At 67.6% G+C, this 26727-nt stretch carries 21 protein-coding genes; 6 read left to right on the top strand and 15 right to left on the bottom strand.

The window, feature by feature from the left end; translation table 11 throughout:
* Positions 1-3: 3 nt before the first annotated feature.
* On the top strand, positions 4-1080 hold the full coding sequence (locus FXO18_RS03180) for a beta-propeller fold lactonase family protein (RefSeq protein ID WP_149359599.1): 1077 nt from the start codon (positions 4-6) through the stop codon (positions 1078-1080).
* A gap of 22 nt (positions 1081-1102) precedes the next feature.
* Here the strand turns inward: FXO18_RS03180 and FXO18_RS03185 are convergent, their stop codons facing one another.
* The 3 genes from FXO18_RS03185 to FXO18_RS03195 form a co-directional block, all read right to left on the bottom strand.
* Positions 1103-1927 (bottom strand): SDR family NAD(P)-dependent oxidoreductase, encoded by an 825-nt coding sequence (locus FXO18_RS03185; RefSeq protein ID WP_149359600.1) that lies wholly within the window; start codon positions 1925-1927, stop codon positions 1103-1105.
* Between the two features lie 97 nt (positions 1928-2024).
* Complete coding sequence (locus FXO18_RS03190) at positions 2025-3239, bottom strand: iron-containing alcohol dehydrogenase (protein ID WP_149359601.1); 1215 nt, start codon at positions 3237-3239, stop codon at positions 2025-2027.
* 61 nt (positions 3240-3300) lie between these two features.
* Complete coding sequence (locus FXO18_RS03195) at positions 3301-5550, bottom strand: fatty acid desaturase (protein ID WP_149359602.1); 2250 nt, start codon at positions 5548-5550, stop codon at positions 3301-3303.
* 156 nt (positions 5551-5706) lie between these two features.
* Here FXO18_RS03195 and FXO18_RS03200 point away from each other — a divergent pair, with 156 nt between their 5' ends.
* Entirely contained in the window at positions 5707-6651 is a 945-nt protein-coding gene (locus FXO18_RS03200) for a helix-turn-helix transcriptional regulator (protein WP_235900412.1), read from the top strand.
* A gap of 23 nt (positions 6652-6674) precedes the next feature.
* On the opposite strand, the gene FXO18_RS03205 is transcribed toward FXO18_RS03200, so the two are convergent.
* From FXO18_RS03205 to FXO18_RS03230, 6 genes are read right to left on the bottom strand one after another with little or no spacing between them, the layout of a single operon-like run.
* The gene (locus tag FXO18_RS03205) at positions 6675-8015 is read right to left on the bottom strand and encodes a vWA domain-containing protein (RefSeq protein ID WP_149359604.1); all 1341 of its coding nucleotides are present in this window, start codon (positions 8013-8015) and stop codon (positions 6675-6677) included.
* A 4-nt stretch (positions 8016-8019) separates the two neighbouring features.
* The gene (locus FXO18_RS03210) at positions 8020-8892 is read right to left on the bottom strand and encodes an AAA family ATPase (protein ID WP_149359605.1); all 873 of its coding nucleotides are present in this window, start codon (positions 8890-8892) and stop codon (positions 8020-8022) included.
* A gap of 21 nt (positions 8893-8913) precedes the next feature.
* Complete coding sequence (locus tag FXO18_RS03215) at positions 8914-9846, bottom strand: acyl-CoA dehydrogenase family protein (RefSeq protein WP_149359606.1); 933 nt, start codon at positions 9844-9846, stop codon at positions 8914-8916.
* Between the two features lie 35 nt (positions 9847-9881).
* Complete coding sequence (uca, locus tag FXO18_RS03220; RefSeq protein WP_149359607.1) at positions 9882-13436, bottom strand: urea carboxylase; 3555 nt, start codon at positions 13434-13436, stop codon at positions 9882-9884.
* Positions 13433-14038, bottom strand: coding sequence for an urea amidolyase associated protein UAAP2 (locus tag FXO18_RS03225; RefSeq protein ID WP_149359608.1), 606 nt, complete (start codon positions 14036-14038; stop codon positions 13433-13435). The genes uca and FXO18_RS03225 overlap by 4 nt, the downstream gene beginning before the upstream one ends.
* An 11-nt stretch (positions 14039-14049) precedes the next feature.
* Positions 14050-14898 carry an urea amidolyase associated protein UAAP1 gene (locus tag FXO18_RS03230; RefSeq protein ID WP_149359609.1) on the bottom strand — a complete coding sequence of 283 codons (849 nt, stop codon included), beginning with the start codon at positions 14896-14898 and terminating at the stop codon, positions 14050-14052.
* Between the two features lie 314 nt (positions 14899-15212).
* Here FXO18_RS03230 and FXO18_RS03235 point away from each other — a divergent pair, with 314 nt between their 5' ends.
* Complete coding sequence (locus tag FXO18_RS03235) at positions 15213-16706, top strand: sodium:solute symporter family protein (protein ID WP_149359610.1); 1494 nt, start codon at positions 15213-15215, stop codon at positions 16704-16706.
* Between the two features lie 54 nt (positions 16707-16760).
* Here FXO18_RS03235 and FXO18_RS03240 read toward each other — a convergent pair whose 3' ends face one another.
* Entirely contained in the window at positions 16761-17441 is a 681-nt protein-coding gene (locus FXO18_RS03240) for a YceI family protein (protein ID WP_149359611.1), read from the bottom strand.
* Between the two features lie 163 nt (positions 17442-17604).
* Between FXO18_RS03240 and FXO18_RS03245 the strand changes: the two genes are divergently transcribed.
* The 3 genes from FXO18_RS03245 to atzF all read left to right on the top strand — a co-directional run bounded on the left by FXO18_RS03245 (position 17605) and on the right by atzF (position 20438).
* Positions 17605-18318 carry a TetR/AcrR family transcriptional regulator gene (locus FXO18_RS03245; RefSeq protein WP_235900413.1) on the top strand — a complete coding sequence of 238 codons (714 nt, stop codon included), beginning with the start codon at positions 17605-17607 and terminating at the stop codon, positions 18316-18318.
* Positions 18319-18405: 87 nt separating this feature from the next.
* Positions 18406-18615, top strand: coding sequence for a hypothetical protein (locus FXO18_RS03250; RefSeq protein WP_149359613.1), 210 nt, complete (start codon positions 18406-18408; stop codon positions 18613-18615).
* Positions 18616-18749: 134 nt separating this feature from the next.
* Positions 18750-20438: an allophanate hydrolase gene (gene atzF, locus FXO18_RS03255; protein ID WP_149359614.1), complete on the top strand. Its 1689-nt coding sequence runs from the start codon at positions 18750-18752 to the stop codon at positions 20436-20438.
* A 75-nt stretch (positions 20439-20513) separates the two neighbouring features.
* Here the strand turns inward: atzF and FXO18_RS03260 are convergent, their stop codons facing one another.
* The 5 genes from FXO18_RS03260 to FXO18_RS03280 all read right to left on the bottom strand — a co-directional run bounded on the left by FXO18_RS03260 (position 20514) and on the right by FXO18_RS03280 (position 26456).
* Positions 20514-20963, bottom strand: a complete 450-nt coding sequence (locus tag FXO18_RS03260) for a hypothetical protein (RefSeq protein ID WP_187774153.1) — start codon at positions 20961-20963, stop codon at positions 20514-20516.
* A gap of 155 nt (positions 20964-21118) precedes the next feature.
* On the bottom strand, positions 21119-22078 hold the full coding sequence (locus tag FXO18_RS03265; RefSeq protein WP_149359616.1) for a hypothetical protein: 960 nt from the start codon (positions 22076-22078) through the stop codon (positions 21119-21121).
* 184 nt (positions 22079-22262) lie between these two features.
* Positions 22263-22946 (bottom strand): GOLPH3/VPS74 family protein, encoded by a 684-nt coding sequence (locus FXO18_RS03270; RefSeq protein ID WP_149359617.1) that lies wholly within the window; start codon positions 22944-22946, stop codon positions 22263-22265.
* Between the two features lie 60 nt (positions 22947-23006).
* The gene (locus tag FXO18_RS03275; RefSeq protein WP_149359618.1) at positions 23007-24008 is read right to left on the bottom strand and encodes a GIY-YIG nuclease family protein; all 1002 of its coding nucleotides are present in this window, start codon (positions 24006-24008) and stop codon (positions 23007-23009) included.
* A 66-nt stretch (positions 24009-24074) separates the two neighbouring features.
* The gene (locus tag FXO18_RS03280) at positions 24075-26456 is read right to left on the bottom strand and encodes an ATP-binding cassette domain-containing protein (protein WP_149359619.1); all 2382 of its coding nucleotides are present in this window, start codon (positions 26454-26456) and stop codon (positions 24075-24077) included.
* Positions 26457-26727: the final 271 nt, after the last annotated feature.

Below are 26727 nucleotides of genomic sequence, written 5' to 3' on the forward strand. Positions count from 1 at the left end.
ACCATGACCACGGCACTCCCCGCCACAGCGCCCTCCCACAACAGCCCTCGCCCGAGGCGCCGCCGCGCCCAGCTCGCCGCCGTGCTGATCGCGCTCATGGGCCTGCTTGCCCCGGCGCTGACTACCACGACAGCCACGGCGGACACCGTCACCGACATCGTCCCCGTCGGTAGCATCCCGGGGAGGGTGGCCATCACGCCTGACGGCGCCAGCGCCTACGTCGCCAACTTCGCCGGCAGCTCCGTATCGGTGATCGAGACTGCCACCAACACCGTCACTGCCACGATCCCCTTGAGCTTCGGGCTGGCCGGGGTGGCCATCACCCCCGACGGCACTCGCGCCTACATCGTCAACCAACTCGACAACACAGTGTCGGTCATCGACACCGCAACAAACACGGTTATCGGCGCACCCATCCCTGTGGGACAGGCCCCTCGCGTGGTGGCGATCACTCCCGGCGGCTCGACCGCCTACATCGTCAACACTGTCGACAACACAGTGTCGGTGGTCGACACCACAGCCAACACCGTCACCGGGACGATCCCTGTCGGCAATACCCCAGACGGGATGGCCATCACCCCTGACGGCACCCGCGTCTACGTCACCAACTCCAGCGACGGCACGGCTTCGGTGATCGACACCGCGACAAATACTGTCACCGCCACCGTCGCAGTGGGCACCGTGCCCGGCGGGGTGGCGATCAGCCCCGACGGCACCCGCGCCTACATCGTCAACAGCAACAGCAACGGCACCGTGTCGGTGCTCGATACCGCCACCAACACCGTTGTCGAGACGATCCCAGTGGGCGCCGAGCCACGACGGTTGGCGGTCACCCCCGATGGCGCTCGCGTCTACGTCACCAACAACGGCGGCGACATCGTGTCGATCATCGCCACGGCCACCAACACGGTCATCGAGACCATCCCCGTCGGCACCAACCCGGGAGGGGTGGCGGTCACACCCGATGGCACCCGCGTCTACGTCACCAACGCCGGCGACGACACGGTGTCGGTGATCACCATCGGCCCGGAGCCCTGCACCGGCTCGATCTGCCTGTCCACTGGATCCGCGGGCAGCTAGCCCAGCTCCTCGATCACCTCGGTCAGTCGCGCGAGGTTGACGAGGCCATCGCGGCCGGGTGCCGGGTGCCGGTTCTCCACATGAGCCAGCTCATCGGGGCCGGGAATGCCCGGGCGAACGGCTCGATCGCGGCCCAGCGCCACGGCGTGTGCACGTCACGCCTGCCCTCTTCGAGCGTCCGGATGACCACTCGGGCGACCTGATCCGGAGTCATCGTGCCGATGAGCTTCTCGATCCCGGGAATGCGATCTTCGGCACCGGGGTGGCGATCGAAGTACGGGCTTGACACCTTGGCTGGAGTAACAGAGCTGACGCGGATTCCAGTGCCGCGGAGGTCCTGGCGCAACGCGTCAGTGAAGCCGCGCAATGCGTAGCGGCTGGACGCGTAGCCGACCGCGCCCGGCCAGGGGATCGTGGCAGCCGGGGTGTTGATCTGCAGGATGGCGCCAGACCCGCGTTCCACCATCCCTTCGACGAAGGCCCGGGTGACGTAGAACGCGGCGAAGTAGGGCACGGTCATCATCGCCACGGCCTCTTCGGGATCCGTTTCATCGATGAACAGGAAACGACCGGAACCCGCGTTGTTGACGATCACATCCGGCACGCCCCAGCGCTCGAGAACCTGGCTGGCCATGGCGCGAACGCCCTGAATCGACCCGACATCTGCCGGTATCGCATCGGCACGGCCACCGGCACGCCTGATGCTCGCCACGACTGAATCCAGTGGCTCTGGGGTCCGGGCGACGAGGATGACGTGCGCACCCTTTTCCGCGAGGGCGAGTGCTGTCGCCTCCCCGATGCCCGACGAGGCTCCGGTAACGAGCGCGAGCTTTCCGTCAAGATTCATTGTGGTCTGATTCCTTCTCATTGATCACTGGTTGTACTTGTTGGGACTGAATCCCAGGGTCGTGGGATGCGGTATCGAGCCAGCTCGCCAGGCTCCGTCAGGCCGTTGCCGGGAGCATGTCGCGGACCATCCGTTCCGTCCGCGTCTTGTCCATGTACACCGGAACCGCGTAGTTCCAGTGGGTCTCGCTCATGGCGCGCTCGACGATCTGCGCGATGTCGGCGTCCTGGAGCTTGTCGACCTGTGCGGGGATGCCGAACTGGACATTCAGTTCGCGGACGTGCGCGATGAACGCATCCGCCAGAGCAGCCCCATCCGTGCCCTCGAGCCCGCTCGCCCGCGCCAGGTCCGCTAGGCGTGCCTGGCATACCGGTCGATAGAGATCGAGAACACGCGGCAGGATGATGGCGTTGAGGTACCCGTGCGGCAAGTGATACAGGGCGCCGAGGTTGTGCGAGATCGCGTGCACCCAGCCGATGCCCGCGGTCGTGATCGCGACGCCGGCCTTGTAGGACGCGATCGCCATGCGCTGGCGTGCCTCGAGATCGGTGCCGTCGTGCAAGACCTGGGGAAGGTTCTCCATGACCAGCCGCGTCGCCTCGAGCGCTTCGGCGTCGGTGGCGGGAGTCGCGTTGCTGGAGAGGTATGCCTCGACCGCGTGGGTCAACGCATCCATGCCGGTCGCGGTGGTTCCCGCTGCTGGGAGTCCTGTCATCAGGGTGGCGTCCAGCGCGGCGGCGAGCGGTACCAGCTTCGGGTCCATGACGACGAATTTCCGAGTCGTTTCCGGGTCCGAGATCACCGCTCCGATCGTCGCTTCCGACCCGGTTCCCGCAGTCGTCGGAATCGCGTAGAGCGGCAGCGGTGGAACGATCACTCGGAACAGGCCGCCCATGTGGACGATCTTGAGCGGGTTCCGGGCGCGCGCCGCCACCATCTTGGCGGCGTCGATGGACGAGCCGCCGCCGATCGCCAGTACTGCTTCGCTGCCGTGCTGGCGCAGCATCGCGAGACCGGCCTCGACCTGCTCGATCGTGGGATCGGGCTGGACGCCGGTATACGCGACGACGTTCACGCCGTGCGACTCGAGCCGGTCGATCATGGGTTGGAGCAACCCGATCTGCAGCAGGAACTCATCGCTGACGAGCAGCACCTTGCGGACGCCGGACTTCGCGATGTGGTCGCACAGGTCGAGCGACGACCCCGGTCCGCTGAACAGTTCCGGCTGCCGGAAGCTCAGGATCTTCGCGCCGATCTTCATCGCGGACTGAAGCTGCTTGTAGGCAAGTACCTGGATCGAGTACGGAATCATTGCATTTCTCCTGTTGTCGGATGTGTGTCCGGGCAGCCACTGCCCGCGACGATGTGTTCCCTCACAGATCCAGGTCGATGTCCGAGCAAGCCAGGCTGTCGCACACTGTGATCCGCTGGACACCGGTGCCGGAGTCCTCGTTCTGCGTCCTGCCACTGAGCTTCGGGGTGACGCAGGCTCGGCACAGACCGCGACGGCATCCGGTCGGTACCGAGATTCCGGCTCGGGAAGCCGCTTCGAGCAAGGTTGTCGCGCCGTCGATCTCGACCTTGCGATCGCTGCGCCGGAAGTTCACGGTGTAGCGGCGACCGTCGTCGACGGGTCGTACCAGCTCTGGTGGTGTGAACGATTCGGTGTGGAACAACTGTGACGGTTGCCCGAGGCCAGCCAGGCATCCGCGAACCGCGTCGACAAGTCCGCCTGGAGCGCAGACGAACGTCTCGCGCTCGTGCGCGTCGGCAACGAGTTGCTCGATCAGGGTCGCCGCCGGTTGCTCGCCGGTGAACAGGTGCACTCGGATGCCGGACTTGCGCCCGAGCTCGCGAATCTCGCGCTCGAAGAGCGTCGACTGCTTGTCGCGGTTGAAGTACAGGAGCACCGCGTCTGATGGTCGCTCCGCAGGCTCCGCTCCTGCGTCCGATGGTCGCTCCGCTGGCTCCGCTCCCGCGTCGCTGGCGTTGCGTTCGCGGGCGATCCGGCGCAGCTGGCTGATGATCGGCGTGATCCCGACACCACCGGCCACGAACAGTGATTTCGCGGGAACCTCGGTCATGATGAGGCCGCCGGTCGTGGTGGGGGCACCGACAACGGTCACGTAGGCGCCTGAGTCCAGCGTGTCGTTCAACGCGTTCGAGACTCGTCCGCCGTCAACCCGCTTGATGCAGATATCCATCGTGTCGGAGCCGTCGCTGTCGTGCACCAGGCTGTACTGGCGCACGAGCGATTCTCCACGGTGCTCGACCCGCACCGAGATGAAGGCGCCGGCTTCCCATCGCACGTCGTCCCATCCGTGCGGCTTCTCGAGCCGAACCAGCCGGGCGCGACCGCTGGCCAGTTCCTGCGTCGCGACGACGCGTGCCGGAACGTTGTACCAGCGCGGCTTGTCGAGGTAGGGAGCATCCGGGAGCAAGCGATACTTCGCGCCGGCGACAACGCGCCGAGCCAGGGACAGCGGCTGCTTCAGCAATCGCCGCGGGCTCGAGCTCTCGCGCTCCCCTACCGGAACCGACAGCCCGGCGAGAGCCTGCACCAACAACGCCGCGGTGTCGCCGATCGGTGTCTCGTGGTAGGGCAGGCCATGGCGGAGCGCGATCTCCTTGACCTGCGGCGCGATCTCGCGCTGCCGGTTGGGCGGCAGGTCGGGAAACAGGTGGTGCTCGATGTGAGTGTCCAAGCCGCCGTAGAAAATACGGAAGTCCGGCCGGTTCTCGAACGGCACCTCCTCCTCGAGGATGCGCGCGAGCATCGAATCAAGCTTGTCGTTGCGCAGGAAGTTCCGCGTCGCACGGATCTGCCTGGTGTAGTACTCGTCGCGCGTCTCGTCGGGACCGGGCTCCGGAAACACTTCGACGTCACCAGCATGGTGCTCGATGATCACCAGGAACAGCACGGCGAGGTAGCCGGCGACCCCACCGACGTGATTGCCAAGCAGCGTCGGAAGAAACCGCGTACCTGCTGCGCGGGGTTCGGTGATGAGCCGGCGCACCGTGTCGCGGTAGGCGACGCGGGCGGGGACGCGCAAGGTGTCGACACTGAAGAACGGCGCGCTCTTCATCTGCCGGGACGCGTTCGTCACGACGAACGGCGCCACCTGAGGGAAGAACGGCGTTGCCGCGCCGACCAGGAGGAGCTGCAGCGCGTGGTGGCCGAACCAGTCCTGTCCGGCCTGGGCGCGCACGACGCTGTAACCGAGATCGTGGTCGCGACCGAGAATGTTCGTGTTCGGGTGATGTCCCTCGTGATGCATCACCTTCCACTCGGCGATATCGACGTTGAAGTCCCACTGGTAACGGTCGGAATGAAACTCACCCGCGTTCGGCAGGTGGTCATAGGACCCGTGAATGATGTTGTGGCCCAGCTCGGAGAACTGCAGAAGCCGATACAGCATCTCCAGAACCACCGCCCGGCTCACCGCCCTCGGGCCGCCCGAGCGGAGCAGTTCGCGGCGCCGGGCATCGATGGCCTTCGAGTAGGCGCTGACGGCCCGGATGTGGGCGAGGTCCTCCTCGCCGACCTTCGCCTTCGTGCGGGCGTAGAGATCCTGGATCTCCTCGGAGAGGGCTGCTTGCCGGACGACATCTAGGGTGGTCATGAGAACAACGGTAGGGCGATCACGGTTCCAGAAGAATGTTCGCTTCGGGCGGTTATTTGATAACTTCGGACAATGGCTATGGCTGCAGCGCCCGCATGGTCAGTGCCGCGCGGCACTGAAGGCGTGCGAATCATGGCACAAGGCGTCACCGGTCACATGACCATCGCCGAGGTGCTAGCGGGAACCGGACTGACCGAGGCAGATCTGGTTGACGAGACGACCGAGATCTGGGCGCACCAGGAATTCGCCGTTGTCCGCAACATCGTCGGCAAGCTCGGTGACCACACCGGCCAGGGGATCGAGGTCGGCGGCTTCAGCACCTTTGGCCGGGCCGGGATCGTCGGTTTCACGTTCCTGGCCAGCGCCACGGTGCGAGAAGGCCTCGAACGTATTGCGCCCTACCTCGCGCTCGCGCCGTCGCACGTTCGCCTGTCGGTCGACTCCGACTCCACTCACTTGTACATCGTCGCTGACGACACCGAGATTCCTGCCGACGTGCGGCCATTCATTGTCGAGCGGGATCTCGCGGGCTTCGCCGCCGTGCTCAGGGGAGCCGGCGTCGAGCTCGCGCCGGAGTGGATCGAGACCACTCTCGACGAGGAGCGGGCTGAACGTCTCGTGCGCACGTGGTCGGCAACGGCTGAGATCCGGCCCAACCGGGCACGCAACCGCATTGCAGGGCCGCCGGGAATGCTCGATGCTCCGCTCCCGCAGGCTGATCCGAACACCGCCAGGCTCTTCGAGCGGCAGTGTGCCGAAGTCCTCGATCGTCGGCTCGCGCGTGTTGGGCTGGCCGGTCAGATCCGCAGCCGGCTGCTCAACGATCCAGCGCATTTCCCATCGATGCAGACCGTCGCCGACGAGCTCCATCTCGACCCACGGACGCTCCGCCGCAGACTGACCGACGAAGGAACGTCGTTCCGGGCGCTCGCCGAAGACGTTCGATGGACCCTCGCCGAAAGACTTCTCGCTCAAGACATGCCGATCGAAGAGATTGCGCTCCGTCTTGGCTATGCGGAAACGGCGAGCTTCACGCACGCGTTCACCCGGTGGACTGGCGTGGCTCCGAGCCGGAGTCGCGCTCGAAGCCGTCGGCGCTGATCGGCATCCGGTGCAGCGGGCAGCTAGCCCAGCTCCTCGATCACCTCGGCCAGTTGCCCGAGATTGCGGCACTCGAGCATGTCGATCACCTCGGCGTACTCGAGCGCCGCGGAGTCGCCGGTCCCCCAGCTCGCGCGCGGCTCGGGGTTGAGCCAGTAGGCCCGGCGGGACCGACCGGCTAGTTCCGCCACTGCGTCTGCCCGGGGCGGGAGGTTGTTCGCGCGGGCATCACCGATGATGAGGAGGGTCGTTCTTGGCGTGAGGGCATCAGCGTAGGTGTCGGTGAAGCCGCGCAAGACCTTCCCGTAGTCGGTTCCGCTGCCCATTACCTGCTGCGTGATCGCGCCCTCCATGGCCGTGAGAGCGTCGAGAGCGTCGCTGTTCCGGGCGAAGTGCTCCGTGACCTCCTCGGGCGTACTGATGAACACGAACGACCGCACGCGGGCGAACTCCTGCTGCAATGCCGCGAGCAAGAGCAGCGCGAAACGCGCGAACGTTGCCCCCGACGCGCTGATGTCGCACAGCACGACGAGCTCGGGGCGGTGCGGGCGCTTCGGGCGATGCTTCAGGTTGACCGGGACGCCCCCGGTGGCGAGCGAGGCGCGGATGGTCCGCCGGAAATCCAGCGCGCCCCTCCGGCCGTGGTGCCGCTTCATGCTCATCCGCGCCGCGAGCCGCCGGGCGAGCGGATGCAACTGCCGCCGCATCTCGGCGATCTCTGACTGCGAGGCGGCGGCGAAGCTCACCATCTCCAGCGGTTGCACGCGCACCGCTTCCGCGCCGGCACCCTGGTCCTCGAGGATGCGTCGCCGTGCCTCGGCCTCGACGAGCTCCTCGAAGCGCTGGAGCCGGGCGTCGAACCGGGCGCGGGCGATCGCCGTGGGCATGGCGGGTTCCTCAGCGGCGGCACGCATCAGTCCAGCCATGAGGGTCCGGGGCGAGATGGTGGTGATCACGGTCGCCGGGGACCACGATGTTCCCGTCCCGCGAGCGCTGGGGATCTGCCCTAGCTGCCCGACCGCCTCGCGCGCGACCTCGTACAGCCCGGCGTCGTCGCCGTCGAGGACTGATTCCGCGAGCTCGCCGCGCAGGGCCTGCGCCTTGGCGGCGGGCTCCGCGGGTGGCTCCGCGCGCTGCTCCCGCGCCGTCGCGTCATCGGGGAACCACAGGTCGAACAGGGTGTCGAAGAGCTGCCGGTGGGACTGCCGCTTGACCAGCGTTGCCCCATACAGAGCATGGAGCTTGCGCCGATCGAGCGCGGGCAATGCCGCGATGCCGCGGAGCGCGTCGAGACCCTCGGACGTCGAGGCAGGCACGCCAGCGTCGCGGAGCGCCTGCAGGAAACCGAGGTGGCGGTCGAGCATGCGGCTACTCCGCGAGCTTCAGGCCGGTGATCGCCTTCGCATGATCGGAGGCATGCTTGAGCACCACGCCCAGGGTCCGCGTGATGGTGCGCCCGTCGAGCCGGGTCGTGCCCAGTGCTCGCAGCGTGCGTCCCCAGTCCAGGGTCTCGGCGATCGAGGGGGCCTTCTTCAGCTCCAGGCCGCGCAACGCCTCCACGGTCTCGGCGAGCTGGCGTGCCAGGGTCTCGTCGATGCCCGGGATGCGGCGCTGGATGATCTCGCGCTCCCGCTCGATCGACGGGTACTCCATATTGAGGTACAGGCAGCGGCGCTTGAGCGCCTCGGACAGCTCCCGGCTCGCGTTGGAGGTCAGCACCACGAACGGCTTGGCGGTGGCCGTCATGGTGCCGAGCTCGGGGATCGTGACCTGGAAGTCCGACAGGATCTCGAGCAGCAGGCCCTCGAACTCGAGGTCCGTCTTATCGATCTCGTCGATCAGCAGGACACAGCGCGCCTCGCTGCGAATCGCGGTCAGCAGTGGCCTGGTGAGCAGGAAGCGCTCGCTGAACACGTCATCGGAGAGGCCATCGGCATCCTTGGTGGCCTGGATGCTCAGCAGCTGCTTGGAGTAGTTCCACTCATACAGCGCGCGTGATTCGTCGAGGCCCTCGTAGCACTGCAAGCGGATCAGTGGCACCTGGGCGGCGCTGGCCACGGCCTTGGCGAGCTCGGTCTTGCCCACCCCCGCCGGGCCCTCGATCAGCAGCGGCTTGCCGAGCACGTCGGCGAGGAACACCGTCAGCGCGGTGTCCTCATCGGGCAGGTAGCCCTCGGCCTCGAGCCTGGTGCTCACGGCATCGGCGTCGGTGAAGAACCTGGTCGTCGCATCCTCGTCCACCTCGCCAGCATACGGTGGCTGCTATTGGCTCCGTGCCGCGATGATTGCCGCCCACGCTGTGTCGAGCCGTGCCGAGCGTGCGCGGCCAGCGATGCCCAGCAGCGCCTTGTCCCGCTGCCACATCGCCGCGACACCTCGATCCGCATCCGCCCACAGGGGTTCGAGCTGCTCAACGAGCCGGGCGAACGAGTCCAGGGCACCCGCCAGGGCGATGTGCACCGCTGGCGATGCGGGATCGCTGTCGCTCATGGCGCGCAGGGTTACTACCGTGGCGACGAGCTGCTGCTGGATCTCTCGCGGCCACCCCGATTGTCGTCCGACACGGAGCAGCCATCCCAGCAACGCTGCGGTGACGTGGATGTCCTCGATGGTGCGGAACGGCTTGATATAGCGGGAGTAGCCGTCGCCATCGAGCAGATCAGCAATGTGGACCTCATCGAGCTCGACCTCGCCGTGCGGCAGCTCAGGGACCATCGGTAGCGGTGGCCGCGCCGTCACCGTCACACCAGGCTGGTCCACCCGCACCCGTGCGACGCGCAGGAGGTTGCGACCTTCTGGGGAGGCTCCCGCGCTGACGGCGACGAGCAGCTCGGACGCCTCGGGCCCGAACGTGACGAACGTCTTCGTGCCACTGAGCACCCATCCTCCGTCATCGGCGGGCCGGATGGAGGTGGTGATCGCCCGTGGATGGCCTCCGCCTGCCTCGGTGACGCACATTGCCGCGATGCCCTCGCCGAGCCCAGGATCGAGGACGCGCAGCGCGACCTGGTAGCCCGATCCGAACGCGAGCCCGACGCTGCCCGCCCCGAACCCCGCGGCGGCCGCGGCATCGACCGGATGCGGGAACCGGCGCGCGGCCTCGCAGTGCCGGTCCCAGAACTCGGCCGTGGTCTCCCGGGCGGGGGCCGTCGCGGCAGTGGTGAGCAGATGCTGGAGCAGGGGCGCGCAATCCATGGGCCGAGCCTAGCGGTGGCGAGGGCCAGGGGCCGCTACCGCATCACGATGACGCCCTCCCCCGCCGCGACCTGGGTGCCCGTGCCCACGAGCACCTGGTCGACGATCCCGGCGCGCGGGGCGGTGAGGACGGTCTCCATCTTCATGGCCTCGAGCGCGAGCAATGGCTGGCCCTCCGCCACCTCGTCACCGGGGGCGACGTTGATCTTCCACACGTTGGCGATGAACGGGGAGTCAATGAGCACGCCGCCCTCGGGCACCACCACGTCCTCGGTGGGGGCGGGGATGTCCACGGCGGCGTCCTGGCGGTCGAACTCGCCGGAGGCTTCCCAGGCATCACGCTCGGCGGAGAACGCGGCGGCCTGCTGGGCGCGGAAGCTCGCGATGGAGTCGGCATTGTCGGCGAGGAACCGGCGATGCTCGGCGAGGGAGAACTCGCCTTCGGTGATGTCGGGCTCGAACCTGCCCGCCGCCATGTCTGCGCGCATGTCGAGCAGGTCCTCGGGCGAGACGGGGTACCACTGGATGCGGTCGAAGAAGCGCAGCAGCCAGGGGGTCTTCGCGTGCCGCTGCCAGATCTGGGTGGTGCGGCCGACGAACTGGTAGCCGCCGGGTCCCTCCATGCCGTAGATGCACAGGTAGGCGCCGCCGATGCCGACGGCGTTCTCCGGCGTCCAGGTACGGGCTGGGTTGTACTTGGTGGTGACGAGCCGGTGGCGGGGGTCGAGCGGGGTGGCGACGGGCGCGCCGAGGTAGACATCACCGAGGCCGAGGACGAGGTACTCGGCATCGAAGACAGTGTCGAATACCTCCTCGACAGTGGCGAGGCCGTTGATGCGGCGTATGAACTCGATGTTCCACGGGCACCAGGGCGCATCCGAGCGCACCCCGGACACGTAGCGCTCGATCGCTTCGCGGGTGGCGGGATCGTCCCATGACAGCGGCAGCCGCACGGTGCGGCTGGGCACGACGAGCTCGCTGGCGGCGGGGATGTCGTTCTCGAGCTCGCGGAGCAGCCCGACGAGCTTCGGGACGGGCAGCACGTCCGGGTCGACGTGCACCTGGAGCGATCGGATGCCGGGGGTGAGGTCGAGGATGCCGGGATGCGCGGCTTGCTCCAGACGGGTGTGCAGGGCGTGGACGCGGGCGCGGAGCTCGAGGTCGAGGGTGATGTCGCCGTACTCGACGAGCACGTTGTCGTCGCCGGAGCGGCGGTAGGCCAGCGATGGCAGGTCGCCGCGGTCGGCCTCGCGGTGGAGCAAGCCGTCGTCGCCGTCGCCACCCGTGCTGCTAGTGGTCCAGCGGGTGGCGTCGAGGGCGCGCGGGGAGGCCGCATCGGTGGACTTGATGGGCACGAAGCGGACGGTGTCGCCGGGACGCAGCTGACCGAGCTTCCATCGCTGGGAGGCGACCACGGTGACGGGGCAGACGAATCCGCCGAGGCTGGGCCCGTCGGGGCCGAGCAGGATGGGGGTGTCGCCGGTGAAGTCGAGCGCACCGACCGAATAGGCGTTGTCGTGGATGTTGGAGGGGTGCAGCCCTGCCTCGCCGCCGTCGGTGCGGGCCCAGCGTGGCTTGGGGCCGATCAGCCGGACGCCGGTGCGGGCGGAGTTGAAATGCACCTCGTAGTCGGTGGCATGCAGGGTGGCGATGTCCTCGCGGGTAAAGAACTCCGGCGCGGCGTGCGGGCCCTCGGTGACGGCGAGCTCCCAGTGGTGGGCGAACACAGGACGCTCAGTGATCGGCGTGCCGCCGGCGGTGGTGCCACGGGCGCGCAGCACGTCGCCCTTGGCGAGCGCGCGTCCGCCGTGGCCACCGAACTGCCCGAGGGTGAACGTCGACGCGCTGCCGAGGTACTCCGGCACATCGAGCCCGCCGGCGAGCAGCACATAGGTGCGCAGGCCCGCCTCGCTGGCACCGATGTCGAGGGTCGCGCCCGCGGGGACGGTGATCGGCTCCCACATCGGCGCGGGCTTGCCGTCGATCGTGACGGGGGCTTCCGCGCCGGTGATGCACACGGTGGTGGCGTCAGTGAATCGCAGTGCGGGGCCGGTGGCGGTGCATTCGAGGCCGGGCAGGCCCTCGTCGTTGCCCAGCGCCTGGTTGCCGAGGCGGAAGGACAGGTCATCCATGGGCCCGCTCGGTGGGACGCCGATCTGCCATAGCCCGGTGCGGCCGGGGTAGTCCTGGACAGTGGTCTGCATGCCGGGGCGCTCGACGACGATGCGCGGCTCGGGGTCGGTGACGTGCGCGAGGGTTCCGGTGTGATGCTCGGCGGCGAGCACCTCGGGCACGGTGGTGATGGCGCGCAGCAGCCCGAGGTTGCTCTCGATGCCGTCGATGCGGGTGTGGCGCAGCGCCTCGCCGAGCCCGGTGAACGCGGTGGCACGGTCCTCGGCGGCGGTGATGATCTTGGCGAGCATGGGGTCGTAGGCGGTGGAGACTACGGTTCCGGTCTCCACCCACGCATCCACGCGAACCTGCGAACCGGTGGGCAGCTCGACGTTGGTGAGCGTGCCCGCCGACGGCAGGTAGTCGCGCGTGGGGTCCTCGGCGTAGACGCGCGCCTCCACGGCGTGGCCCCGCACTGGAACGCGGGTCACATGCTCGGTGATCGCATCGAGGCGCTGGCCCTGCGCGAGCTCGAGCATCATGCGGACCAGATCGACCCCGGTCACGGCCTCGGTGACGGGATGCTCGACCTGCAATCGGGCATTGACCTCGAGGAACGATGCCTCGCCGCGGTGGGGGTCGTAGACGAACTCGACAGTGCCAGCGCTGCGATAGCGCACGGATTCCGCGAGCGCGCGGGAGGTGTCGTGCAGCTGCCGACGGAGGTGCTCGGGCAGGCCGGGCGCGGGTGCTTCCTCGATGACCTTCTGGTTGCGGCGCTGCAGCGAGCAGTCGCGGTCGCCGAGGGTGAGCACGTTGCCGGTGCCGTCGCCGAGGATCTGCACCTCGATGTGGCGGGCGTCCTGGATGTAGCGCTCGGCGAAGACCCCGGTGGTGGAGAAGCTGTGCGAGGCGAGGCGGGCGACGTTGCTGTAGGCGGCGATCAGCTCGTCGTCGTCCCGGCACACCTGCATGCCGATGCCGCCGCCACCACCGGTGGCCTTGAGCATGATCGGGTAGCCGATCAACTCCGCGGCGACCACGGCATCCTCGGCGCTCGCGAGCAGGTCGGTTCCGGCGATCATGGGGACCCCGGCCTCGGCCGCGGCGGCGCGGGCGGTGTGCTTGGTGCCGAACACGCGGAGCTGCTCGGAGGTGGGGCCGACGAACGCGATGCCCTCGGCCTCGACCTGCTCGGCGAATGCCGCGTCCTCGGAGAGGAACCCGTAGCCGGGATGGATGGCTCCCGCCCCGGTCTTGCGCGCGGCGGCGAGGATCGCCTCGGCATTCAGGTAGGACTCGCGCGGCGGGGTCGGCCCGATGTGCACGGCCTCATCCGCCATGCGGACATGGGCGGCACCGCGGTCGGCGTCGGAGAACACCGCGACGGTGCGCAGCCCCATCTCGCGGGCGGTGCGGATGATGCGGCAGGCGATCTCGCCGCGGTTGGCGATCAGCAGGGTGTCGAAGGCTTTCATGCGCGGGTCACCACCATGCGGACAGGGGTGGGGTTGAAGCCGTTGCAGGGGTTGTTGATCTGCGGGCAGTTCGACACGAGCACCAGCGTGTCGGTCTCGGCGCGCAGCGACACCTTCTTGCCGGGGGCGGAGATGCCATCGACGATGCCGAGGGTGCCATCAGGATCCACGGGGACATTCATGAACCAGTTGATGTTGGAGACGAGGTCGCGCTTACCGAGGCCCCACTTGCTGCCCTCGATGAGGAAGTTCTCCACGCAGGCGTGCTGGTGCTTGGTGTGGTGGCCGTAGCGCAGAGTGTTCGATTCCTGGGAGCAGGCGCCTCCGAGGGTGTCGTGGCGGCCGCAGTCGTCGTGGGTGACGGTCATCAGCGGGGCGCCGTCGGCGGTGCGCAGGACGCTGCCCATACCAAGGTAGGCGTTGCCCTGCGCGGCGATGGTCTCGGGCGCGCTGTAGCGCAGCGTGGTGTCGGCGGCGTCGTAGAGGATGCAGTCGACGGCCTGGTTGCCCTCGAGATCGATGATGGTCAGGGTGTCGCCGGCGGTGATGATCGCGGACCAGGGGGCGCGCGCGGGGACGGTCTGGTCAAGGACGGTGCTCATGTGTGTCTCCTTCACAGGGTGCCGCGCGCGGCGAGGTAGTCGTCGGTGTTGGCCACCGCGCGGAGATATTCGGGGTCGGTACTGGGCAGGTCGTCGAGATCACCGGGAGCCGTCCAAGCAAGGACCTCGAGCCCGGTGGTGGCGAAAACCGGATCGGGGTCGAGGCGGTGCGCGGTGTTGGCGATCAGCACGATCGCGGGCAGGTGCAGCAGGATCTCGACGTGCGCGCCGGGGCCGGCGGTGCCCTCGCTGACGAGCGTTCCGTCCTCGGCGACGCGGATGCCATGGAAAAGGGAGAACGACGGTGGCAGGTCGCGGCGGTCGAGGCCGTGCTTGGCCGCGGCGAGGGTGAATAGCTCGACCCCGGCCGGGGAGGCGGAGTGCACGGTGCCGTCGCCGTACTTGGCGGTGTTGGCGGCGAGGGTGGTTGTGCCGCACAGCAGGTCGTGCTTGCCGGAGGTGTCGGCGACGACGCTGGCGATGATGCGGCCTTGGTCGGTGAGCAGGGGGTGGCCGGTGCCGAGGTAGGCCTGCCAGGGGATCTTGACGGTATCGGCGACGTTGAGCCGCTCCCAGGGCTGGTCGGCGTGAAACAGCAGCAGGTGGGCGCAGGCGTTGCCGATGGTGTCGGTGAGGCGCAGCCGAGTGCCGCGGGCGAGCACCTTGGTGGTGTAGCCGCCGCCGGCGAGCTGCTCGGCCCAGGTGAGCCGGTTCGCGTCGACGCCTGGCGGCGGGGTGGGCCAGGCGGTGGCGGGAATGGTGGGCATGGAGTCGCTCGTGGTGCCGGCCTGGGCGCGGGCGTGCTCGCGAGCGCCGCGCGTGGTGGCTGTGGTGGTGCCTGCGGTGGTGGTCGTGGTCATGGCGCGTCCTTCAACGACGAATATCTGTCAGTTGATAGTTTTTCCCATCCGCGAGCCCGCTGGGTGACGTCCGGGTAACCGTTGGTTTCCAGCATGTTTCGACCGTGGTGGACCGGCAAAACCGATGCGGGCCAGTGCTTTTGTAAAGCAATCACGGACCCGCATTAACGGAAGGTTTACCGCCGCGAAACCACTCGAATCACCCACGGTCGTAGGTTTCTGTCATTCGACAGGTACCCCTGCGGTGCCCTGCCTCGCTGCCAGCCACTCGGCCCAGCGACGCTGCCTCGCCCGACCGACCGATGAGGAATCCCATGATCATTGCCGGAGTAGCACTCTTCGTCCTCGCGCTCCTGATGGCTGGTGTCTACGCCGCCCGGAAGGTCCAGGGCTCCAGCCACAACTACCTGCTCGCTGGGCGCACCCTCGCCGTCCCCGTCGTCGCCATCCTGCTCGCCTCCCAGGCCATCGACTCCAACGGCATCCTCGGCAACACCGACCTCTCCGCCGCGTTCGGCTTCTGGGCCGGAGCAGCACTGCCCATCGGCCTCGCGCTCTGCCTCATCATCGCCGGGCTGTTCTTCGCCAAGCCCATGCGCGAGTACCAGATCGTCACCCTCCCCGACTTCTTCGAGCGACGATTCGGCCGCAGCATCGAGATACCCGCCGCCATCCTCACCGTCCTCGCGTTCGGCATCCTCGTCGCCGGAAACCTCGTCGCGCTCGGCTTCCTCCTCGACCGCTTCGCTGGCATCCCCTACACCGCCGCGATCCTCATCGCCATCCCCATCGTCATCTGCTACACCATCGCCGGAGGCATGTTCTCCTCCAGCTACGTCGGCATCGGCATGATCGTCGTCAACATCGTCGGCATGCTCGCGCTGTTCGGCTGGATGGTCACCACCTACGGCCTCTCCGCCCCCGCAGGACTGGGCCCGCTCGACCTCTCGCAGCTGACCAGCGCCGACGAGGGCGCCGTCATCAACTGGGCCACCATCGTCGCCCTCGCCCTCGGCAACCTCGTCGCCATCGACCTCATGCAGCGCATCTTCGCCTCCAAGTGCCCCCGCACCGCCCAGAAGGCCTGCTTCGGCGGCGCCGCCCTCATCCTCGCCATCTGCATCCCCTTCTCCCTCGTCGCGCTGACCGCCGTCACCATCCTCGGTGACGAGGTCGCCAACGGCCCCATCCTCTACACCCTGCTCAGCGACTACGCCCCGCCGGTGCTCGCCATTATCGTGCTCTCCGGCATCGTCACCGCCTCGCTCACCACCGCCAGCGGAGTGCTGCTCTCCTGCTCCGCGGTGATCACCCGCAACATCCTCCAGCTCGGGCGCACCGCCTCCCTCGACACCGCGCACGCCATGACCGCCACCCGCATCGCGATGATCCCCATGGCCCTGCTCGGCGCGTTCGTGGCCCTGCGCATCCCCCAGACCGGCATCCTGCTCACGCTCACCTTCGACCTGCTGCTCGCCGGGCTCGTCGTGCCGTTCATCCTCGGCCTGTACTGGACTTCCCGCGGCACCGTCTCCGCCGCCATGGCCGCGATCGTCACCGGAGTGGTCGTTCGCGTGGGGCTGTTCGTCCTCACCCCCACCATCTACGGCGTGGACAACACCCTGCTCTACCTCGACAATGGCCTGCTCACCGCCGCGATGGACGGCTGGTCCACCTTCCTCGCCGCCGGGGCATCGCTGGCCGCCTACCTTGTGGTGGCGCTCGCGAGCAAGCCTGTCGCTCCGGCTAGCCAGCCCGTGGACGCGGTTGTGGCGGCAGCCCCCGAGCCGGTGGGCGCGCGCGTCTAGCTCTGGTGCTCCGATCGTGAAAGTCCAGCCACGCAGGAGGTGGCTGGACTTTCACTATTCGCGAGGCGAGAGAACCAGCAGGAACTCGATGACGCCGCTGTCCTCGACGGTGATGCCAGCGATGCTCGGCTCGGGGATCGCATAGTCGGCGAACACGACCGGGATGCCCCCAGCCACGGCCACGGAGTCACCCTCGGCCTGGACGTCGAGGTCAGCATTGATGGTCCGGGTAACGCCGCGCACCGTGAGCTCGCCCGTGACCGGGACAGTGGACGGCCCACTGCCCTCGGGAAGATCAACAGGCTCGGTCTGCACGAACGTCGATACCGGATACGTGTCGGTGTCCATGATCCGGCCGCGGTACTGGCCATCGCGCCGCTCATCATCGGTCTCCACCGACGCCATGTCGACGGTGGCCTCGATGCCCTCAAGGATGCCGCCGGACACATTGGCCGAGCCCGTGACGCTTTCGGTGCGGCCGACGACAGTGACGTTCTGCCCGAACAGGACCTCGTCGACGCGGTACCCGGCGGTGGAGCCCGGGCCGACGCGCCACTCCCCCTCGAGGTCGTCGGGAGCACTCGAGTCCGAGGACTGTGCCTGGGCCGGAAGCGCGAGCTCAGCGGGCTGCTCGCCGACGACGAACCTCCCGTACGCCCAGGGACCGACAACAATGACGCCGACGATCAGGACGGCGGCGGTGGCGAGCACGATGACCAGTTTGTTGTTGCGCATGCAATTAACATAGGTGGGCTTCCTGGGAAAAACCTGGGAGGCGCCCGCGCGCCGATCTAGCCACCTCCGATCGTGAAAGTCCAGCCACGTGAGAGGTGGTTAGACGTTCACGATTCGCGTGGTGGACCCGCCTCCGCATAGCGCACCTGCCAAGATGGACGCCGTGACAACCTCCAGCGAGCACGCGTCCACCACGGAGCCCCCCGCGCCTGCCCAAGGCGCTGGCCGCCCGCGGCTGAGCGACCGCAAGCGCCCCGGCGAGACCGCTCGCGAGGAGATCCTCGACGCCGCGGCGGAGCTGTTCACCAACCGTGGCTACGCCTCGACATCCACCCGGCGCATCGCCGACGCGGTGGGCGTGCGCCAAGCCACCCTCTATCACTACTTCCGCACCAAGGACGACATCCTCGAAGCGCTGCTCAGCACGACCGTAGCTCCCATGGTCGAGGCCGCCACCACGATCGCGGGCCAGACCGCGTCCCCCGCCGCCCGCCTGCACGCCACCGCCCTGCTCGACGGCACGCAGCTCTGGCAGAGCCAGTGGAACATCGGCGCCCTCTACCTGCTGCCGGAGCTGCGCACCGAGCGGTTCGCGCAATTCGTCACCGCCCGCGAGGCACTACGCGCCACCTACCGGCAGCTCGCCACCGGCGTGCTCGACGAGCTCGCGCGCAACGGTGCCCACGACCTGCCTGATGCGAGCGAGGACATCCCGCTGCGCCTCGTCGAGACACTGGTCAACCTCCGCTGGGACAACGTGGGCACGGCCGAGGAACCACGCCGCACTGCCGATGCCGTGATCCGCGCGCTCGGCTGGACCGGCGACTGGAACGAGCTACGGCGGGAATCGGCTGGATTGCTGACCCGCTTGGAATGAGCATGAAGGCCATTCGGCCCTACCGCGGGATCCATGGCTCGGTAGGTTTGAACTGGTATCACTCCGACCGGGAACGAGGATGCACCGATGGCATCATGGAATGACCTGACCCCCACCCAGCGTGGCGTCCTGCTCGGAGCGGCCTCGGTCCAGCTCAGCCTGGCCGTCTCGGCGTGGGCGGACCTCGCGTGCAGGCCAACCGAGGAGGTCAACGGCTCCAAGGGCAAGTGGGCCGCGATCATCGCGATCAACTTCATCGGACCGATCGCCTACTTCGCGCGAGGCCGGAAGCGCTAGTCCGGAACCGCTAGCTGTTACCCAGCCGCGCGGCACACTGCAACGAGGAGTAATACCGGGTTCACGCGGGTGTCACACGCCGCCCAGATACTACTATCTGTCAGTCGACAGAAACTAGTGGGATCGAGGGCACCATGACCACCGCGCAGGATCGCGCGCGCCAGGCATACGCGCGCATCGCCGAGACCGACCGTCCCGAGGCATGGATACACCTGCGCCCCCTTGACGACGTCCTCGCCGACGCGCTGCGCATCGATGCCCGCGTCGAGGAAGGCGAGCACCTGCCGCTTGCCGGAACAGTATTCGCGGTCAAGGACAACATCGATATCGCTGGGCTGCCAACCACCGCCGCTTGCCCGGGATTCGCCCACATCCCCGAGAGCACCGCGACCGCGGCGCAGCGGCTCATCGACGCTGGATCATTGGTTCTCGGCAAGACTAACCTCGACCAGTTCGCCACCGGCCTCGTCGGCACCCGCAGCCCGTATGGTCCATGCCGCAGCGCGCATGATGACGAGCGGATCTCCGGCGGATCAAGCTCCGGCTCCGCGGTCGTCGTGGCCCTCGGCATCGCCGACCTCGCTCTCGGCACCGACACCGCAGGGTCCGGTCGGGTGCCTGCCGCGCTCAACGGAATCGTCGGCATCAAGGCCACCCTTGGGCTCGTGCCCGTCGATGGCGTCGTGCCCGCCTGCCCGTCCTATGACTGCGTGACCGTCTTCGCCCCGGCCCTGCCCGAGGCTGTGCGCGCTCTACGAGTGATGACCGGACCCGGCGACCACGATCCTGCCTCCCGCGCGTGGCCCGCGACCGCTCCCCTCGCCGCGCCCCCCGAGCCTGTAGTTGCCGTGCCCACCGCTGACAACCTTGCGGCCCTCTCGCCTGCCGCCCGCGAACTGTTCGACCAGGCAGCAGGGATGCTCGAAGCAAGCGGCGCGCGCCTCAAGGAACTCGACATCACCCCGTTCCTCGAGGCCGCCAGGTTGCTGTATGACGGTGCGCTCGTCGCCGAGCGCTACGCCGCGTTCGGCGAGACCATCGAGAGGCTCTCCGAGGACCTGGCCAGCGGGATCAATCCGACCGTTCGCGCGATCACCATGAAGGCCAAGGACATCCCGGCCCGCGACCTGGTGCGCGACCAGCAACACCTGCGCGCGCTCCGACTGCGTGCTCTCGCTGTCCTCAATGGGTTCGATGCGATGCTCGTGCCGACCGCTCCCGGGCACCCCACCATCGAGGAAGTCCAGGCCGACCCGATCGGCGCGAACTCCCGCATGGGCACCTACACCAACTTCCTCAACCTGCTCGACATGGCCGGGGTCGCCGTTCCTGCCGGCGAGGCCGACGGCGGACGCTTCGGCGTCACCATCGTCACGCGGGCCTTCGAGGACCAGGTTGGCATCGATATCGCCGCGCTGCTCACCGGCACTGAGGCACCGCTGTACCCCGCCGTTGGTCTCGACGTCGCGCTGTTCGGCGCGCACATGCGCGGGCTCGCCCTCAACCACCAGATGATCACCCACGGCGGGCGCTTCATCAGCGAGATCACCACCAGCCCCAGCTACACCATGCAGGCACTGCCCACCGAGATTCCCAAGCCCGCCGTCACCCGCACCGGAAGCACCAGCCTCGCCGGCGAGCTATGGCAGATCCCCTCGGCCGGGCTCGGAGCGTTCCTCGACGCGTTGCCGCCGCCGATGACGCTCGGCAAGATCGAGCTCGCTGACGGGACCTGGGTGACTGGATTCGGGTGCAGCGACCCCACCGGGGAGGACATCTCCGCGCACGGTGGTTGGCGCGAATACCTCGAGAGCCGGGACTGACGGTTCTGCTTGGCGGCACGATCGTGAAGATCCAGCGACCTCCCGTGTGGCCAGATCTTCACGATCGGTGGCGGATCACAGCACCAGGATGAACCGCTCCACCACCCGCGGGGCACCGGAGCGGTCATAGGCGAAGCCCATGTAGACACCCGGCTGCACCTGGCGGATCTCATCGCGGATGAAGCCCAGCGGCCCGCCGGCGTAGTCGATCAAAATGGCCGGGGCCCCATCGGCGAACGACGGGCCCACGCTCACCGAGGCGGGAAACACCTCCAGGCCGACGACACGGTTCGCAACGGTGCCGGTGCCAAACACCTTGCCCTGCCACACCAGCTCGGCGACCGGATTACCCTTGACGAATCCCTGGGCCGTCACGTTCTGCGGGATAGTGCCCGGACCGAGCGCGCGGTACAGCGCGTCATACTCCGCGACGGAGCAACCGAACCGCAGATCGTTCACCGTCGCAGCCGGATCGCCCGGACTGACCGAGCAGGTAGGCCCGGTGCTGGGCTGCGCCATGGCCACCGGTGCACCGCCTGCGAGCACCGCGAGAGCCGCTGCTCCAGCTGCTAGGGAACGTGTCCAGAACCTGGCCATGATGCACGCCTTTCCTTGATCAACAGTCTTTCCTCCACCGTACGCAGTGTGGCGTGGATCACAAGCTCAAGGACGTTCTGCTCTCAGTCGTCGACCCGCGCGCGATACAACCCGATCGCACTGCCCACGAGCAGCACCGCGCCTGCGATCAGCACTGCCGCTGCTCCCCCGATCGCGCCGCCGGTCCAGTGCCACACCGCCTCGGACACGGCGAGCGCCGAAGCGATCACACCACCGAGTACCAGGATCGGCGAGCGCGTCGCGACGAACATTACGAAGCAGGCAACCGCCACTACTGCCGCCAGCGAGTACGCCCACGCCTCGGAGTCTGCGCTTAGCGCGATCTGCGAACCGATCACCGCGATGACGACACCCACGAGGTAGCCCGCCCACGCGGGGGCCACCACCGAGCGGGTGGCGAGCACCAGCCATCCGATGCCCAGGATGACCAGCCCGACCGCCAGGAACTCCTCGCCAATGTTGAGCTCCCCGAGCGTCCCCACAACCGCGACCACGCCCATCACGGCGCATGCTGCCAGCGTCACGAGCGCCGGCATCGCTACATAGGCGCACACCGCTACGACGAGACCCGTGAGGCCCGCCCACATCGCCGCCTCGCTGGTGACAAACGTGCCCGACGCGAACGCGATCGTCACCGACGCACCCGCGAACAGCACCGCACCGAGGCGTTCCCGCGCCGAGCCACCATCAGACGGTAATGCCCGCAATCCACCGGCGAAGCCCACCGCCGCGGAAATCAGCACGAGTGAGGTGATGCCGAGGATCAGCGCCCGCGCGCCACGCGACAGCTCGTCCCACGCCAGGCCGAGCAACAGCACCGCGCCCGCGACGACCAGAGCGCCGCCGATATAGCCCGCGACCTCGGCGAGCACCCGCCGCACGGAATGCTCGCGCTCCTCCCGATGGGCCGCTACCAGCGCCTCCACCACCGCGTCGCGCTGGTCCTCCTGCAGCACGCCTGAGTCCACGAGTTCCTGCAGCCGCGCGAGCTGCGCGGGTTCGAGCGCATTCGAGGTCGTCATGCGCGAAGCGTACAACCCGGCGGTGGGCTTGGGTGCTCACGTCCCCGCGATGGTGGTCCGGGCTCGGATGGCTCTTCGAGATTTGCTAGCTATTGTCACCCGACACGCCGCGACACACCTCGCCTGTCCGTGACATTGACTAGCAGATTCCGGTGGGGATGGTGGCGCTGGCAGCCGGGCACGCCTAGCCCCCGCCGGATGCGCTAGTCGCAGCGACGGAAGCAGCCACACCGGCCGCGACTGCCGCATTGGCTGCCTGCACAGCTTCGCGAACTCCCTTGCTCGCCCATTCCGTGGAACCATCGCCCGCCGCGATCTTCTTCGCCCGCGCCCTGGCGGTCTTGGCATCCCGCTTCCCCACGAGCGGCTTGATGATGTCGGCGGCGGAGAGCAGCGCGATGAGTGGACCCGTCACCTCGTCGGGCCGGGCTCCCCGCAGCAGGCATGCCTTGACGCTCGAGGCAAGATCGCTGCGCCGACGAGTATCGAGCACGTCGTGGCGGGTGGTCGGAAACAATCCGAGGATCTTCACCCTGCGCCTTGCTACGGCGCGTTGCTCGGCGAGCTCCCCATAGACCTCACGCTGGGCACGCTTGCCCAGGCGCGTCACCGCGTTCGCCGACTTCTGCGGCTTGCGGTCGGCCAACCTACCAAGCGCGTCATCGAGCAGGGGCGTGCCGAGGGGCCGCTTGTCGAGCACCTGCACGCGTGCACGGCGGCCCTCCCCCTTCATGGCCAACCGCCCTGCTGCGATCAGATCGAGCATCAACGCTCCACCGAGAACGGCATCCGACACGGTGCTCGAGATGTACGACTTCCCCGACTGCGGATCGGTGGTCAGCAGGACAAGATCGTGTGCAACACCCATCGGTCAATTGTATTCGGCACGGGGTCGCGGTGCAGGGGGCGATGGTGGCCCGGGTGGGTGCTACGGCTGATGTGCTGCTGCCTCCAGGGCGGCCTCAGCAAGCTGCCTGCAGTGCGATTGCTTGTAGGCCGACTGCCTCTTTCGCATGAGGTCCAGGTTGAACGATGCGGCTGCGGCCATGATGTCGGATCGCTGGAGCACTGCATTCATGCTGGCCAGGCCGTCCGCGCGTAGTCCTTGCTCGAATGGCCCGGCATACTTGTGCCGTTGCTCGGTGCGCTTGATTCCGCGGATCCTGGTGGAGATTCGCGACCACGGTGCTGCTGCGAGCTTCCGCCGATCGACGAACATGGCGGCGCCATAGGTCGCGGATTCTGGATCGTGGTAGCAGAAGAGAGTCTCCATGCCTGCCATGGAGACGCAGAACACTCGGGCTTTGTTCGAGGAGGGGAAGCAGCTGACAGTCCAGAAGGTACCTTCGGTCCTGCGCGGTAGCGGTACGCAGGCCATGAGGTAGTTGCCGAGGAACCGGAGCAGCTCCTCGTGGCCGGGTAGTTCGCGGAAACGATGGAAATCGTGAGCATGCGCCGCGAGCTGGCTCGGACCGAGATCGATCAGACTAGCCGCATCTGCGTTGTTCGCTTGGGCGGGATCGCGCCGCCAGATTTCTTGCTCGGCAACGGGCACGAGTTGGTCGAGAGTCGAAGGCCCGGTATGACCGTGCGCGTGCTCGCGATTGCGCACCACAATGCCGCGTGATTGGGCATTGCGCACGAGATCTCGTTCGATGACCCGCAGCTCTGCATCGCCAGAGTGCTGCAGCCGGACTGTCTCGATGTCGGGCCACCGGGTGCGGTGCTGCGGCAGGCGGCGGGACATGTCGCTGGCGATGCCGATATATATGTCATTGTTGGTGAACTCGAGCAAGTAGAGGCCTTGGCGTGATTCTCCCAGTGCCTGACGGATATTCGGCGGTGTGGCGTCCACGTAGACATTGGGGGCGCTGAAGCCGTTATTGCGCGCCCACTTTTCGATCGTTGGGCTGCCGACGAACGGTGCCATTGCTTGCTCCTTGGCTTGGTCCTGCTGGTGGCCCGGGTGGCCCGTTCTGACGATCTGCTAGCTCCCTTACTTCCCGGTGTAGGCGGCGAGGTGCTGCCCGGTGAGGGTTGTGGGGGTGGCGATGAGGTCGGCAGGGGTGCCTTGGTAGACGATGTTGCCGCCGTCGTGACCGGCGCCGGGGCCGAGGTCGATGATCCAGTCGGCGTGGGCCATGACGGCTTGGTGGTGCTCGATGACGATGACGGTCTTGCCGCTATCGACGAGCCGGTCGAGCAGCGCGAGGAGGTTGTCGACGTCGGCGAGGTGGAGGCCGGTGGTGGGCTCGTCGAGGATGTAGGTGTGGCCCTTGCCGCCCATGTGGGTGGCGAGCTTGAGGCGTTGCCGCTCGCCGCCGGAGAGGGTGGTGAGCGGCTGGCCGAGGGTGAGGTAGCCGAGCCCGACGTCGACGAGGCGCTTGAGGATGGTGTGGGCGGCGGGGGTACGGGCATCGCCGGCGCTGAAGAACTCGGCTGCCTCGGCGACGGGCATGGCGAGGACGTCGGCGATGTTGCGCCCGGCGAGGTGGTAGTCGAGCACAGCAGCTTGGAACCGCTTGCCGTCGCAGTCCTCGCAGGTGCTCGCGACTCCGGCCATCATGGCGAGGTCGGTGAAGATCACCCCGGCGCCGTTGCAGGTGGGGCAGGCGCCTTCGGAGTTGGCGCTGAATAGCGCGGGCTTGACGCCGTTGGCTTTGGCGAATGCCTTGCGGATGGGGTCGAGCATCCCGGTGTAGGTGGCGGGGTTGGAGCGTCGGGATCCCTTGATGGCGCCCTGGTCGATGGTGATGATGCCGTCGCGGTCGGCGAGCGAGCCGTGGATGAGCGAGCTCTTGCCTGATCCGGCAACTCCGGTGATGGCGCACAGCACCCCAGTGGGGATGTCGACGTCAACATCGTTGAGATTGTGGGAGCTGGCACCGCGGATCTCGTGCTTGCCGGTCGCGGTGCGCACAGCGGGCTTGATGGTGGCGCGGTGGTCGAGGTGCCGACCGGTGAGGGTATTGCTGGCCCGCAGCCCGTCGATCGTGCCCTCGAAGCAGATGGTGCCGCCGTGCGTGCCTGCCCCGGGCCCGAGGTCGATGACGTGGTCAGCGATGGCGATGGCCTCGGGCTTGTGCTCGACGACGAGTACGGTGTTGCCCTTGTCGCGTAGCCGCAGCAGCAGGTTGTTCATGCGCGCGATGTCGTGAGGGTGCAGTCCGATGGTGGGTTCGTCGAAGACATAGGTGACATCGGTGAGCGAGGAGCCGAGGTGGCGGATCATCTTGGTGCGTTGCGCCTCGCCGCCGGAGAGGGTGCCCGTCGGTCGGTCGAGGGACAGGTACCCGAGGCCGATCTCGACGAACGAGTCGAGGGCGTGGCGAAGCTTGCCGAGCAGCGGGGCGACCGCGGGCGCATCGAGGTCGCGAATCCATGCGGCGAGGTCGGTGATCTGCATGGCGCACGCATCAGCGATGTTGACGCCATTGATGCGGGAGGAACGTGCCTCGGGGGCGAGCCGGGTTCCCTCGCATTCGGGACAGGTGGTGAAAGTGACGGCGCGTTCGACGAATGCGCGGATGTGCGGCTGCACGGAATCGATGTCCTTGGACAGCATCGACTTCTGGATGCGCGGGATCAGGCCTTCGTAGGTGACATTGATGCCTTCGACCTTGACCTTGGTGGGTTCCTTGTAGAGCAGGTCGTGCATCTCTCGCTTGTTGTAGCGGCCGATGGGCTTGTCGGGGTCGAAGAATCCGCATCCGCGGAAGATGCGTCCGTACCAGCCGTCCATGCTGTAGTTGGGAATGGTCAGCGCGCCCTCGTTCAACGACTTGGACTCGTCGAACAGCGCGGTCAGGTCGAAATCAGTGACATTGCCCATGCCCTCGCAGCGCGGGCACATGCCGCCGAGGCGGTCGAATGTGGCCTTCTCGGTCTTGGTCTTGCCCGCGCCCCGCTCCACGGTGATCGCACCACTCGCCCGCACCGACGGCACATTGAACGAGTACGCGTTAGGCGGGCCGATGTGCGGATCACCGAGGCGGCTGAACAGGATCCGCAGCATCGCGTTAGCGTCCGTCACCGTGCCCACCGTGGAACGCGCGTTCGCCCCGATGCGCTCCTGGTCCACGATGATCGCCGTCGTCAAGCCCTCGAGCACATCTACCTCGGGCCTCGCCAGCGCGGGCATGAACCCCTGCACGAACGCGGAGTACGTCTCATTGATCATGCGCTGGGACTCCGCCGCGATCGTGCCGAAGACGAGCGAGCTCTTCCCCGAGCCCGACACCCCCGTGAACACCGTCAACCGGCGCTTCGGGATCTCGACATCGACGTCCTTGAGATTGTTCACCCGCGCGCCCTGCACACGGATCACATCATGGCTATCCGCCACATGCACCGCTGGTTCCTGCTCGCTCGCTGCCATGCCCGTTGCGCCTCCCTGCTCTCCGATGCTGCCCGCCTCGACGCTGCCTCGCCTAGCACCACTGATCTAACCACCGGGGCCCGACAAGAACATGCTGAAACGAACCCTGGCGACCAGTGTGCGAAGAACGACACCTCCAGCGCGGAAACCTGTCGTTTTTCGCACTGTCACGGGGCGTGCGGCACAGCTGGGCGGGCTTCCACAGAAGCACTGCCTGGACACGCGCTCCGATCCTGTCCAACACGCCGACGCAGCGCGTGTTCCTCCCCGG

Source organism: Lolliginicoccus suaedae (genome assembly GCF_008312885.1).
GTDB classification, from domain to species: domain Bacteria; phylum Actinomycetota; class Actinomycetes; order Mycobacteriales; family Mycobacteriaceae; genus Lolliginicoccus; species Lolliginicoccus suaedae.

What these genes read in the sequence shown, in the direction of transcription:
- FXO18_RS03180 (WP_149359599.1), top strand. Translation starts at nt 4, where the DNA reads ATGACCACGGCACTCCCCGCCACAGCGCCCTCCCACAACAGCCCTCGC.
- FXO18_RS03185 (WP_149359600.1), bottom strand. Translation starts at nt 1,927, where the DNA reads ATGAATCTTGACGGAAAGCTCGCGCTCGTTACCGGAGCCTCGTCGGGC.
- FXO18_RS03190 (WP_149359601.1), bottom strand. Translation starts at nt 3,239, where the DNA reads ATGATTCCGTACTCGATCCAGGTACTTGCCTACAAGCAGCTTCAGTCC.
- FXO18_RS03195 (WP_149359602.1), bottom strand. Translation starts at nt 5,550, where the DNA reads ATGACCACCCTAGATGTCGTCCGGCAAGCAGCCCTCTCCGAGGAGATC.
- FXO18_RS03200 (WP_235900412.1), top strand. Translation starts at nt 5,707, where the DNA reads ATGACCATCGCCGAGGTGCTAGCGGGAACCGGACTGACCGAGGCAGAT.
- FXO18_RS03205 (WP_149359604.1), bottom strand. Translation starts at nt 8,015, where the DNA reads ATGCTCGACCGCCACCTCGGTTTCCTGCAGGCGCTCCGCGACGCTGGC.
- FXO18_RS03215 (WP_149359606.1), bottom strand. Translation starts at nt 9,846, where the DNA reads ATGGATTGCGCGCCCCTGCTCCAGCATCTGCTCACCACTGCCGCGACG.
- uca (WP_149359607.1), bottom strand. Translation starts at nt 13,436, where the DNA reads ATGAAAGCCTTCGACACCCTGCTGATCGCCAACCGCGGCGAGATCGCC.
- FXO18_RS03225 (WP_149359608.1), bottom strand. Translation starts at nt 14,038, where the DNA reads ATGAGCACCGTCCTTGACCAGACCGTCCCCGCGCGCGCCCCCTGGTCC.
- FXO18_RS03230 (WP_149359609.1), bottom strand. Translation starts at nt 14,898, where the DNA reads ATGACCACGACCACCACCGCAGGCACCACCACAGCCACCACGCGCGGC.
- FXO18_RS03235 (WP_149359610.1), top strand. Translation starts at nt 15,213, where the DNA reads ATGATCATTGCCGGAGTAGCACTCTTCGTCCTCGCGCTCCTGATGGCT.
- FXO18_RS03240 (WP_149359611.1), bottom strand. Translation starts at nt 17,441, where the DNA reads ATGCGCAACAACAAACTGGTCATCGTGCTCGCCACCGCCGCCGTCCTG.
- FXO18_RS03250 (WP_149359613.1), top strand. Translation starts at nt 18,406, where the DNA reads ATGGCATCATGGAATGACCTGACCCCCACCCAGCGTGGCGTCCTGCTC.
- atzF (WP_149359614.1), top strand. Translation starts at nt 18,750, where the DNA reads ATGACCACCGCGCAGGATCGCGCGCGCCAGGCATACGCGCGCATCGCC.
- FXO18_RS03265 (WP_149359616.1), bottom strand. Translation starts at nt 22,078, where the DNA reads ATGACGACCTCGAATGCGCTCGAACCCGCGCAGCTCGCGCGGCTGCAG.
- FXO18_RS03270 (WP_149359617.1), bottom strand. Translation starts at nt 22,946, where the DNA reads ATGGGTGTTGCACACGATCTTGTCCTGCTGACCACCGATCCGCAGTCG.
- FXO18_RS03275 (WP_149359618.1), bottom strand. Translation starts at nt 24,008, where the DNA reads ATGGCACCGTTCGTCGGCAGCCCAACGATCGAAAAGTGGGCGCGCAAT.
- FXO18_RS03280 (WP_149359619.1), bottom strand. Translation starts at nt 26,456, where the DNA reads ATGGCAGCGAGCGAGCAGGAACCAGCGGTGCATGTGGCGGATAGCCAT.